The sequence below is a fragment of the Amycolatopsis sp. cg13 genome (assembly GCF_041346965.1).
GTDB lineage: Bacteria > Actinomycetota > Actinomycetes > Mycobacteriales > Pseudonocardiaceae > Amycolatopsis.
On sequence record NZ_CP166848.1, the window covers coordinates 5,640,619 to 5,652,601 of the forward strand.

The 11,983-nt window shown below is 68.9% G+C and carries 9 protein-coding genes; 5 read left to right on the forward strand and 4 right to left on the reverse strand.

Translation table 11 applies throughout. The annotated features are described in order from the left end of the window. The first annotated feature begins 95 nt into the window (after positions 1-95). Both AB5I40_RS26190 and AB5I40_RS26195 read left to right on the forward strand, forming a co-directional pair. Positions 96-659 carry a copper resistance protein CopC gene (locus tag AB5I40_RS26190; protein ID WP_370940609.1) on the forward strand — a complete coding sequence of 188 codons (564 nt, stop codon included), beginning with the start codon at positions 96-98 and terminating at the stop codon, positions 657-659. Next, entirely contained in the window at positions 656-1,684 is a 1,029-nt protein-coding gene (locus tag AB5I40_RS26195; protein ID WP_370932675.1) for a copper resistance D family protein, read from the forward strand. Before AB5I40_RS26190 ends, AB5I40_RS26195 begins: the two co-directional genes overlap by 4 nt. Positions 1,685-1,854: 170 nt before the next feature. On the opposite strand, the gene AB5I40_RS26200 is transcribed toward AB5I40_RS26195, so the two are convergent. Together AB5I40_RS26200 and AB5I40_RS26205 are read right to left on the reverse strand one after the other, a co-directional pair. Further along, entirely contained in the window at positions 1,855-2,745 is an 891-nt protein-coding gene (locus tag AB5I40_RS26200) for a phosphotransferase enzyme family protein (protein ID WP_370940610.1), read from the reverse strand. A 16-nt stretch (positions 2,746-2,761) separates the two neighbouring features. Next, positions 2,762-4,069: a tetratricopeptide repeat protein gene (locus AB5I40_RS26205; protein ID WP_370932676.1), complete on the reverse strand. Its 1,308-nt coding sequence runs from the start codon at positions 4,067-4,069 to the stop codon at positions 2,762-2,764. A gap of 421 nt (positions 4,070-4,490) precedes the next feature. Between AB5I40_RS26205 and AB5I40_RS26210 the strand changes: the two genes are divergently transcribed. The 3 genes from AB5I40_RS26210 to AB5I40_RS26220 all read left to right on the forward strand — a co-directional run bounded on the left by AB5I40_RS26210 (position 4,491) and on the right by AB5I40_RS26220 (position 11,038). Further along, positions 4,491-4,850, forward strand: a complete 360-nt coding sequence (locus AB5I40_RS26210) for a hypothetical protein (protein WP_370932677.1) — start codon at positions 4,491-4,493, stop codon at positions 4,848-4,850. Between the two features lie 14 nt (positions 4,851-4,864). Further along, a complete protein-coding gene (locus AB5I40_RS26215; protein ID WP_370932678.1) occupies positions 4,865-5,287 on the forward strand; it encodes a hypothetical protein in 423 nt (140 codons plus the stop codon). A 555-nt stretch (positions 5,288-5,842) separates the two neighbouring features. After that, on the forward strand, positions 5,843-11,038 hold the full coding sequence (locus AB5I40_RS26220) for an RHS repeat-associated core domain-containing protein (protein WP_370932679.1): 5,196 nt from the start codon (positions 5,843-5,845) through the stop codon (positions 11,036-11,038). 42 nt (positions 11,039-11,080) lie between these two features. Here the strand turns inward: AB5I40_RS26220 and AB5I40_RS26225 are convergent, their stop codons facing one another. Both AB5I40_RS26225 and AB5I40_RS26230 read right to left on the reverse strand, forming a co-directional pair. Beyond that, a complete protein-coding gene (locus AB5I40_RS26225; protein WP_370932680.1) occupies positions 11,081-11,497 on the reverse strand; it encodes a carboxymuconolactone decarboxylase family protein in 417 nt (138 codons plus the stop codon). After that, on the reverse strand, positions 11,494-11,958 hold the full coding sequence (locus AB5I40_RS26230; protein WP_344282114.1) for a MerR family transcriptional regulator: 465 nt from the start codon (positions 11,956-11,958) through the stop codon (positions 11,494-11,496). The genes AB5I40_RS26225 and AB5I40_RS26230 overlap by 4 nt, the downstream gene beginning before the upstream one ends. Positions 11,959-11,983: the final 25 nt, after the last annotated feature.

Consider the following 11,983-nt stretch of genomic DNA (forward strand, 5'->3'; position numbering starts at 1 on the left):
CTGTGCCGATCTTTACTAATCCGGCCACAGCCACGGCCGAATGGCTTCGTAGCAACGGTTACTTCCCGCGCGGGGGGCGGCCTACTTTTGGCCGGATTAGTAAAGGGCTTCTAGCGCTGGCGATTTCCGGGGTGGCCCTGCTCGGCACGGCCACCCCGGCGCTGGCGCACAACGTGCTGATCAACTCCGACCCGGCCAACGGCGCGTCGGTCGCCAAGGGTCCGGCGAAGGTCACGCTCACGTTCGACCAGTACGTGCAGAACGCCGACGTGAATCAGATCGCGGTGACCGGACCGGACGGCAGCCAGTGGGCCGAGGGGCCGGTGACGGTGGAGAACAACGTGCTGAGCGCGCCGCTGCGCCCGCTCGGCCCGGCGGGCAAGTACACCGTCGGCTACCGGGTCCTTTCCGCCGACGGGCACCCGGTGTCCGGCGAAATCCCGTTCACCCTCACCACCGCGGGCAACGGCACGCCGGCCAAGGGCGACGCGGCCAAGGCGGCCGGGGCTCCGGCCCAGTCGGCTCCGGCGGCTTCCTCGTCGTCGAGCGGCGTGCCGATCTGGGTGTGGATCGCCGGTGCGGTGGTGCTGCTCGCGATCGGCCTCACCGTCGCGCTGCGCACCGGCCGCGACCCCGGATCGGACAAGGCGGACCAGTGACGCGAGCCGAGACCACCTCCGCGGTCCGCTGGGCCACGCTCGCCTGCGTGGTCGTCGCGGGACTGCTGGGCGCGCTGATCGGCATCGCGCTCACCGCGTCCTCGCCCATTCCGGGCGTGGTGGAACCCAGCGAGGTGGTCTCGGCGGCCATCCCGGTCGTGCGCGTGCTGCTGGATCTGGCGGCCGTCGCGACGATCGGGCTGGCCCTGTTGTCCGTGCTGGTCGGCTACGACCGGCCGAAGCTCACCGAACCGGTCATGCGCCGGGCTCGTCCCGCCGCCGTCGCCGCCGCGCTGATCTGGGCGGCGACCGCGGTGGTCGCGCTGATCCTGCAGACGGCGGAGTACAAACCGGGCAAGAAGATGCTGACCGGCGGCGACATCGGCAGCTACATCGCCGACGTCGGCGCGGGCAAGGCATTAGTGATCGTGGCGGTGCTCGCGCTGCTGCACGCCGCGCTCGGTTTTGTCGCGCTGCGGAAGGGCGAGAAGGTGCCCGCCGAGGTGCGGGTGGGCCTGGGAATGTTCGCGCTGCTGCCGTTGCCGGTCACCGGCCACGCGTCGAACTGGGCGTATCACGACTACACGATGATCTCGATGGAGCTGCACGTGATGAGCGCGGTCGCCTGGTGCGGCGGCCTCGGCGCGATGATCGTGCTCCTGGCCGCCAACCGGACGCTGCTCGCGCACGCGCTGCCGCGGTTCTCGAAACTGGCGACGCTGTGCCTGGCGCTCTCCGCGGTGACCGGGCTGTTCAACGGCATCGTGGAAATCCTGGCCAACCCGACGATCGGCTTCTGGGCAGGCGTGTTCACCACGCCGTACGGCCAGCTGATGGTGCTGAAGGTGCTGTGCACCGGCGCGATCGCGCTGCTGGCCGCCAACTTGCGGTGGCGGCTGATGCCGCGCATCGTGCGACACCAGCGGACGGCGCTCGCGTCGTGGGCGACGCTGGAACTGACCGTGATGGGTCTGGCTTTCGGCTTCGCGGTGGTGCTTACCCGGGCCCCGGTCGCGGTGTCCTAACCGGCCGATGTGACGGCGGGTAGCCGCAACTTGCACAATGGGACTAGCAGTACGCTAACTGGGGCGATCTGCCGCACCGAATTATCGCTGCGCAGCGATACCTCCTCAGCCATCGGCGGAAAGCGGCGAACGGTCATCTGCAGTCGGCGAATGCACGTGCAGAATCCCGCTTAGCGGTATCTCGTCCACGCGGTGGCCGTCCGGCCGTCGCGCAGGTCCGCCAGCCGCCGGCGCAGTTCAGCCCGTACCGGCGGATGACTGCGCAGAATCGGCAGCACGCTCGTCGTCAGCTTCAGCTCCCGCACCGCCCTGAGCACGGAAAACCCCGGCCAGGCCGTCACGTCGAACCCGTAGGCGGCGGCGAATTCCGCATAACGGGCAGGCGGGTCACCGAATCGTTCGCGGCCGACGGCGAGCGGTGTCAGATCCCATTCCGGCGGTCCGACGCAGGAGGAATCGAAATCGCACAGCACCGGGCCGTCCGGACCGGGCAGCACGTTCCCCGGATGCGCGTCGCCGTGCACGAATCCCCTGGTCAGCGGGAAATCCAGGGTGTCGAGCCGGTCCCGCACCTCGGCGCAGCGCTCCAGCAGGAACCGCTGGTCGGCGTCGGTCAACTCCTCGGCGTCGGCGACCCGGGCCTCGATCGAGCTCAGCGGTTCCCATGCGGGCAGGCCGTCCGGCGGGTGCAGGGCGTGCACCTGGCGCAGCAGTCCGGCCAGGTCGGCAGGCGTCGGCGGCGGCCCGGCGAACGGCACCAAATCCCACACCGTGACCAGATGTCCTTGCACGTCAAGCGGTTGCTCGACCCCGGCCAGCAGCCGGACCGCGGGCACGCCGTGTCGGGCGAAATGCTCGGCCACGCGCACGACCGTGCCGACGCGGTGGCGCAGCCGGGTGGACCCGACGATCCTTACGACGACCGGTGCCCCGTTCAGCGCGAAGACCGCGTTGTTGGTGAACCGCAGCAGACGTGCGCCCGCCGGGTCGAGCCCCAGCCGGGCGCACGTGGCGGCCAGCACCCGGCGCAGTTTCGCAGGGGTGAACCTGCCTTCGGGCAAGGCGAATCCGGTCGGCTCAGGCCGCGTAGAAGATCTTGAGCCGGTCGGCGAGGTCACGGGCGTCAGGGTTGTTGCTCCGCCGCTCAGCCTCCGCGAGCAGCGGCCGCATCCGGTCCTTGACCCGCGCGGACTTGATGCTCTCCGCGCATTCGATGGCCTTGCCGCCGACCTTCACACCGTGGTCGATATCGCCCTCGAGCAGGTGATTCGTGGCGAGCGCGCTGAGCATGAACGCCTTGCTGCGCGCCATGTCGTCGGTGTAGGTGTCGACCGCGCGGCTCAGCGCCGGGATCGCGTACTTCGTGTGCTCGGGGTTCTTCATCGCCAGCACGGTGTGCACGGTGCCGGTCATCGCGTAGACGTCGGTCTCGTTGAAGAACTTGACCCACGATTCGGCCTTGGCCAGGTCGGCGCGGGCGAATTCGTCCTTGCACCGGCCGAGCAGCTTCACCGATTGCTCCTCGTTGCCCATCATCGCGTAGGCCCACGCCTCGTTGGCGCAGAGCACGGCGACGGCCAGCTCGGAACCGGATTCCTGCGCGGCGATCTGGCCGAGCTGGAACAGCTTCAGCGCGTCGTTCGCGGCGTCCTGGTGCAGGTAGACGCGGCCCATCCGGTACAGCACGTTCGCCACCAGGTGGTGATCGCCGCCCTGTTTGGCCAGGTCCAGCGCCTGCGCGAAATGCCCGCGCGCGGAATCCATCAGACCGGTGTCGAACGACGTCCATCCGGCGAGGCTGTGCAGGTCCGCGATCGCGGTGAACAGCCGGGTCTTCACCTGCTCGGCCGCGCTGGAGTCGAGCATCTGCTGGCCCCAGGACAGCTGCGCGACGACCGCGTCGCGGCAGAATCCGCCGCCGTACTGGTAATCGAGCGCGCGCAACGCTCTGGTCGCCGCCTCGACCTGGCGCACGTCGGTCGTCCCGATGCGCCCGGGGGCGGGAGTGCGCGCGGGCGCCTCCGACCACGTGCCGGATTCCGGACCGAACACCGCCGCACCCATCGTGACCTGGGCGGCGTGCGCGAGGAACCTCCGTCGCTTCACGGACTCGTCCTCCTCAGCCTGCCGGCCGTCGGACGCGCCGACGACCCGTATCGCCGTGGTCTCGTCATAGGCGAGACCCATGTATCCACGGGGGACACCCAGGCCGTCGGCGATTCTCGTGAGCACGTCGTAGGCCATGACCTGGCGACCCTTGAGGATCTCCGACACCTCGGACTGCGACTGGCCGGTCATCGCGGCGATCTGGCGCTGCGATACTCCGTGTTTGCGCAACAGCCGGTACACGGCGCTGACCTCGCGGGCGGCGAGCGCCTCCCGCATCTCGGGCTGTTCCCAGGCGTCGGCCGGAACCGGACTGCCTGACCGGGCGTCTGCGTGAGAGACTCCGGAACCACTGCCAGCACTGGCATCCATTGCCATTGCGCCCCCTCACCGTCTCCTGGGCGTCTGATCAGCACCCTAAGCACACGCGAGAACCTTGTGAAACGCGCGGACAGCCGGGTTGATCGGCAGGGCCGAACTCCGCTGACCGCTTACCGTGGAACGCGGTCCGGTCACCGCTATGACGCGGTTTCGACCTTCTCTCGCACCCGGTTTCACTTCACTGTAGTTGCCAGATCTCCGTCACTGCTCGGACACCCGCAGCGATCACGGAGAGCGATGGACCCGACGACACAGATCTGCTGGGACAGGTGCATCTCGCAAGATGCGCAGGCCCGGGACGAGAAAGCGTGGAGGGACAGTGGAGTTCGTGGATTCGATCGGTGGAGGACACGCCGGGACCGCGGTGCGGTCCGTTCGGCCCGCCGCACCGGGAATCGCCACGGCGCGTCCAGTGCCGCCTACTGTCGCTTCCGCTGTCGCCGCTTCGGTGTCCGCTGACCCGCGTACCGCGGGCGTGCGGCATTTCGAGGGCGGCCAGGTCGTGTGGCGCGTGCAATGCGGAGATCTCATCAGCCGCGAGCGCGCCGTGACGGTGTTCGTCGAGGACGACGAGGTGGTCGTGGTGTCTCCGCCCGGGGAGACCGCCCGCCTCACGTCCGGCCAGCTCGGCCAGCTCCGGGCCGCGCTCAACGAAGCCGCCACGATGGCGGAAAGGTGACGGTGAGTTTCCCCATGGATCAGGTTCTCGGTCAGGTTCTCCGCAACGCCGTGTGGGAGCGCCTCGACATGCTGTCCGACCTGGCGGAACGCGCCGACGCCCCGTCGCTGGTCTCGGTCGCCCGCTCGGAACTGCCCCGGCTCGCCGAGGGCTGGCGCGCGATGCTGCAGGCGCACGAGCCCGACGAGCGCGGCGACTGCCCCACCTGCTCGACGCGCTGGCACCGCTGCAAGGCCCCGTGCTCGGTGTGGCAGGTCGCGCACGAGCACCTGGTCGCGGGCGGTCTCGCCCCGCAGGCGCTGTCCGCTGCCGGGCACCGGCCGACCCGCCGCCGCAGCGCGGTTCCCGCCGTCCCCGGCCAGAACCGGCGAGCCGAATCGCCCGCGGAGACCACCGGCAGGCACGCCTTGGTGAAACCGCGCCCGGTCAGCGCCTGACCCCTCGGATGGGTGAGTCCGGGCGGATCACCCATTCGACCTCAACTGGCGAGCGCGCGACGAGCCCGGAAGCCCCAACCGGCTCGGTCGCCCGGCATTCTCGCCCGGCCGAGGGCTGGTCCGTCCGTCCCCCCGAGCGAGACGGACCACCCTCGGCCACCCCTAGCCCGCAAACGCGATTAATCGAAAAATGTCCGGCAGAACACCTAGCGGACGCAGTAATCGGACGCTAGGTTGAAGATCATCGCACCGGCTGCCACGCGCCGGTCGCGACCCAGAACTCCGCGGGCCGGTGCCGTTGCACTCCCCTCCCCCGACCGGCACCGGCCCGCGGTTCCACTTCCGAGACCCGCCGCCGACTCCGAGTTCCGGAGTTCCGCGGCGGGTTTTGTGCGCTTACCGCTGGACCGCTGGCAAACGCGGGCACCACCGGCGTAAATAAGCGCAGCACCGCGGCAACCGCGCGGGAACTCTCGGTAGCCTGCTACGGGGGTCTGTGCGTTCGAATTCGGCTGCGCGCCCAAGTGAATGTGTTGAGCGTGAAGAAGGGCCGGTATGTCGAATCCATTGGTCGCCGAAAAGCAGGACTCGACCTCCGCGATCTCCGGCATCTCGATCCTCGAGGCCGGAAAGGGCCTGAAGGACGGCATCGAGTCCGGCGACTGGGCGGCGACCGTGATGGGCGCGGTCGGGGTCGGCATGGAAGCGCTCGCCGCGGTGATGGACCCGTTCGGCGCGATCCTCGCCGCCGGCGTCGGCTGGCTGATCGAGCACGTCGGCCCGCTCAAGGAAGCGCTGGACAAGCTGGCCGGCGACCCGGACCAGGTGCACGCGTACTCCGAGACCTGGAAGAACGTCGCGAAAGAGGTCTCTTCCGTCTCCCAGGATCTGGCCGCACAGGTCAAAAAGGACATCGAGTCCTGGGAGGGCGCCAGCGCCGACGCCTACCGCAAGCAGGCCGAGGAAGTCGCCAAGACTCTCGAAGGCGCCGCGCAGGCGTGCGAAGGCGCGGGCAGCGGGGTGAAGACCGCGGGCGAGGTCGTCGGCGCGGTGCGGATGCTCGTGCGCGACATCATCGCCCAGGTCGTGGCGCACCTGATCTCGTGGGCGCTGCAGGTGCTGTTCACCCTCGGCATCGGGATGGCCTGGGTGGTGCCGCAGGTGGTCAACCTGGTGGCGAAGACCGCCAAGCAGATCGCCGAACTGGTCAAGAACCTCACCAAGGCGCTCAAGGAACTCGGCAAGCTCCTCACCAAGACCAAGGGCCTGTTCGAGAACGTCGCCAAGTCGATGAAGAGCATCAAGGGCGGCGCCAAGGACGCCACGCACACGCCGAAGGAGATCAAGTCTCCCGGCGGCGGCTCCACCAAGCCTTCCGGAGCGAAGGACACCCCGAACGAGAAAGGCGGTGGCGGCGGCGAGAAACCGCCGCCCGTCAAGGACGAGTCCACCAACACCTCCGGTGCGCACGACGGTCCGCCGCCGGAAAACAAGGGCGGCGGGAACCACGAACCGCCTCCGCGCGAACCCGCGAAGGACGAGGCGCAGGGCAACGGCGGTACCGAGGGCGGCGCGAACAAGAACGAACGCGGCGGGAACGAGCGGACCGACCCGGACAAGGACAAGACCGAGGCGTCCAACGCGAAGCAGGAGGGCGACGCCGATCCGCCGTGCCTGACCGACCCGGTCGTCATCTCCACCGGCGAGGTGCTCGTCGAGGACTACGACCTCGAGCTGCCGGACCTGCTGGTGCGGCGGACGCACCGGTCGTCCTACCGTTCCGGGCACTGGTTCGGCTCGACCTGGGCGTCCACTGTGGACCAGCGGCTGGAGTTCGGCGAGGAGTACATCCGGTACTACGGGCCGGAAGGCGTGATCCTCTACTACCCGATGCCCGCCGGGGACGAACCGGTGCTGCCGACCGAAGGCGCGCGCTGGCCGCTGACCAAGCACGCCGACGGCAGCTGCACCATCGACCAGGTGCGGCCGGACCGGACGATGCGGTTTTCCGGCGAGGGCAAGGCATTCCCGCTGCGCTCGATCGAGGACGCCGACGGCGCGCGGACCGAACTGTCCTACACCGACTCCGGCGCGCCCGCACTGCTCACACATTCCAGCGGGATCCAGGTCGGCTTCCGCACCGATGGGCACCGCATCACCGAACTGCGGATGATCGGCGCCGGCCCGGCTCCGGACGTCGTCGTGCGCAGTTACCGCTACAACTACCGCGGTCACCTCTCGGAGGTCATCAACTCCTCGGGCACCGCGATGCGCTACACCTACGATCCCGACGGCAGGGTCACGAGCTGGGAAGACCGCAATGGGGTCGCCTACCGTTACGTCTACGACGCCGAAGGGCGCTGCGTGCGCACCGAGGGCGATCAAGGCTTCTACAGCGGCGCGTTCGAATTCCTCCCCGAAGCCCGCATCACCCGGTTCACCGATTCCCTCGGCCACGTCTCGGAATACGAGTACAACGCGGAGGGACGCCCGATCCGCGAGACCGATCCGCTGGGCAACGTGACGCTCTCCGAATGGGACCGCTACGGCAATCTGCTCCGCCGGGTCGACCCGCTCGGCCGGATCACCGAGTACACCTACGACGAGGACGGCACGCCGCTCACCATCGCCCGTCCCGACGGCAGCCTCGCCGAACTGGAGCACGACGGCGTCGAACTGGCTTCAATCACGGTGCACGGCAACGGACGGATCTGGCAGCGCCGGTACGACCAGCCCGCCGTGCCTGAGCTGCCGGGTTTCTTGGGCGAAGCCGAAGTCTCCGACGAGGAATTGGACCAGTTCGGCCGGCCGCGCACCGCGCCCGAGGTCGGCGGCGGACGCGTGCAGCTGGGCTGGACGGTCGACGGCAAACCCGCCTCGCGCGTCGGGGTGCGTCGCGAGCGCGCGATGTGGCGGTACGACCGCGAGGGCAACGAGATCGAGCACGTCGACGAACTCGGCCGGGCCACCAAGCGCGAGTACGGGCCGTTCGACATGGTCACCGCGGTCGTCGACCCCTCCGGCGCGCGCACCAGCTACACCTACGACACCGAGCTCCGGCTGACCTCGGTGACCGATCCGCTGAACCGCACCTGGAGCTACACCTACGATCCGCTCGGCAGGCTGGTCGCACAGACCGATTTCGACGGCCGGACCCGGACCTACGCCTACGACGCGGCCGGGCAGACCGTCGCGGTGACCGAGCCGGACGGTTCAGTCACCGAGAACAAGTACGACCTGCTGGGCAACCGGGTGGAGATCCGCGGCCCGCACCGGACCGTGCGCTACACCTACGACCCGGTCGGCAACGTCGTGCGCGCGGAGTCCGCGGATTCGGTGGTGGAGTTCGACCGCGACCTGTACGGCCGGGTCGTCCGCGAGGCGATCGACGGCGTCGAGGTGCACTTCGCCTACGACGAGGAGAGCCAGACCATCCGCCGCCGCACGCCGTCCGGCGCGGAGAGCGTGTGGACGTTCGACGAGGAGGACCGGCCGGTTTCGCTGGCCACCGCGGGACACACCGTGCGCTACCGGCTGGACGACGAGGGCCGCGTGCTCGCCCGGGACACCGACGGGATCAGCACCCTGCAGCAGGCGTTCGGCCCGCGCGGGCTGGTCACCGCGCAGCAGGTTTCCCGTGGAACATCCCCGGTGCGGCGGCGCGGTCTCGAGTACTACGCGGACGGCAGCCTCGCCGCGGTGCAGGACAGCCTTGCCGGGAAGACCGTCTACACGCGGGACCCGGCCGGACGCGTGGTCACGGTGTCCTCCGCGGCGGGCACGGAAGAGCTGCGCTACAACCCGGCCGGCGAACTGACCGCCTGGTCGGGAAGTTCCGGCCTGGCCGCCGACTACGACGCCCTCGGCCGCCGGATCCGGCACCGCGAGGTGCATCCGGGCGGTGTGCGGGTGTGGGAGTACTCGTGGACCGGCGACCTGCTCACCGGCCTGCGCACCCCGGACGGCGCGCAGTGGCGCTACCGGTACGACCCGCTCGGCCGCCGGATCGCCAAGGAGCGCCTGCTGGCCGACGGCTCCGTCGCGGAATCGACCCGGTTCGTGTGGGACGGCTTCGTGCTCATCGAACAGGAGCACACCGATCCGTCCGGAGCGCGCCGGACGACCACTTGGGAGCGCAGGCCGGGCAGCGACGAACCGGTCACCCAGTTCGAACGCGGCCCCGGCGGCGACCGGTTCGCGTCCGTGGTCACCGATGCCATCGGGACGCCGACCGAACTGATCGACGAGCACGGCGGCCTCGCCTGGAGCGCCCGGCGTTCGCTGTGGGGCCGGGTCCAGCCCGGCGGCATCCCGCTGCAGTTCCCCGGCCAGTACGCCGACGCCGAATCCGGCTTGCACTACAACGTTTTCCGCTATTACGACCCGGCCGTCGCGCGCTACATCAGCCAGGACCCGCTCGGGCTGGAGGGCGGGCCGAACCCGAGCAACTACGTTCCCGACCCGTTCGCCGCCACCGATGTGCTCGGCCTCAAATGCAACAAGGGCAAAGGCAAGGACACCGACCCGCCGCCCGCGGACTCGACGGCCAAGCACAACTCCGACAACGGCGGTGGCAGTTCCTCCTCGGCCAACAAGGACAAGGCCGGAGACAAGCGCAAGCGCGACAAGGACGACGACGGTTCCAGCGGCTCCGACGGCAAGTCGAACGCGAAGAAAAAGAAGGACGACGTCTGGGACCGGATGGCGTGGAACTCAGACGCCAAGAACGCGCGCAAGGACCAGATCGGCAATAAAAACGATCCGTTCCACAAGGCCGGAAGCGACGTAGCCCAGCGGCACATCATCTCGTTCCAGAAAATGCGGGACGGCCTGAAAAACTGGGTGCACGAGCAGCCGACCGAGAAACAAAGCGCGCTGACCAAGAAGTACGGCGAGGAAGAGCTGCCGAAGCTGCACAACCAGCCCAAGAACCTGCCGCTCGGCCCGCAGCACACGAACGCCGGGATCGGCGGCGTCTCGACCCGGATCGGCAACATCGAGGACGGGATCGCGGGCAAGCTCAAGGTCGGCAAGAACGACAAGATCACGACCGAGCAGCCGAAGTGGCCGAGCGACTCCATGGACAAGAGCGGCGGCTACAAGCACAAGGACCACCCGGATCTCGACAAGAACTGGCGTCCGATCGGCCAGCAGGCGGACCGCATCACCGATCCCAAGGAGATGAACCGGGCCACCCGGGACATCGGCGACAGCGCGGACTTCGACTGGCCCGGCGGAAACAAGAAAGAATTCGAGCAGTGGCACAAGTCCTTCCTCGAATTCACCGATCTCAAGGAAAACCCGAAGAACTACACGCAGAAAGACGTGGACGACATCATCGACCGCTTCCACAATCTGCCCTCGCCGTCCGGGCGGCATCCCACGATCGACGAGTACAACAAGGCCCCGGACGGCCATCCGTACCGGTTCGACGACAAGGGCAACCCGGTCAAGGACATCAACAAGGACTCGGATCCGGACTGGAAGCGCCCGGACAAACCGGTCGACGGCAACCAGACGCGCACCGAATGGGGCAACCGGAACGAGCAGGGTGTCGGGCCGACCAAAAAGGACTGGAACGACCTCGAAAACGGGAAGTACGACCCGGAGGGGTGGAACGACCCCGCCAAGAAGAAGTACCTGGACGAGGTCGGCGAGCCCAGCACGCAGGACGTCAAGGACGCCGCCGCGGAGGCGAAAGCCAAGTCCGACAAGCTAGCGGAGGACGCGCGGAAGAACCGCGGCTGGTGATCCCGGGAAGCCCGGTGCGGTCCGCACCGGGCTCCGCGAACGTCAGACGGTTTCCTCCGCGTCGCGCGCGGCGAACACCTCGCGCGCGGCGAAGGTGGCGTTCAGCGCGCGCGGGAATCCCGCGTAGACCGCCGAGTGCATGAGCGCTTCGGTGACTTCCTCGCGGCTGAGCCCGACGTTCAGCGCCGCGCCGATGTGCACCTTCAGCTGCGGTTCGCAGCCGCCGAGTGCGGTCAGCACGCCGAGGGTGACCAGCTGGCGGCTGCGCGGGTCGAGGCCGGGCCGGTCGTACATGTCGCCGAAGGCGAACGCGGCCACGTGGTGCCCGAACGCGGGGTTGATGTCGGCGAGGGAATCGATGACGGCTTCGCCCTGGTGACCGTCGATGCGGGACAGCACCTCGAGTCCGTTCTTGCGGCGGGCGAGGTTTTCCGGGCTGTCGATGTCGTGCTGGGTCACGGGAGGGGGCCTTCCTGGTAGGTGGCGATCTTGTATTCGGTGGCGGCGAGGGAAAGCTGCAGCTGAGCGATCTGGGCACGCAGGGTGTCGCGGTGCTCCAGGAGCATTTCGCGTCGTTCGGGCACGGTGTCCGCGCCGGACTCGATCAGCTCGACGTAGCGGCGCAGGTCGCTGATCGGCATGCCCGACACGCGCATCCGTGTCAGGAACACGAGACGGCGCACCGACGCCGCGTCGTAAACGCGGTGCCCGGCGCTGTCGCGGGCTACCTCGACCAATCCGATCCGCTCGTAGTACCGCAGCGTGTGCGGGTTCAGCCCGAGGTGTTCCGCGGTGGTGGCGATGTCCCACTCGTTCGCGTCGTCGTCCCGGGCCAGTTCCCGCAGCGCTTCGACCGACACCGTGCCCGGCGGGTCGACCGCCAGGCGCAGCGCCTCGGTCAGCGCGTCTTCCTTCTCCATGTCCAAGACGCTAAGCCTGTGAGCG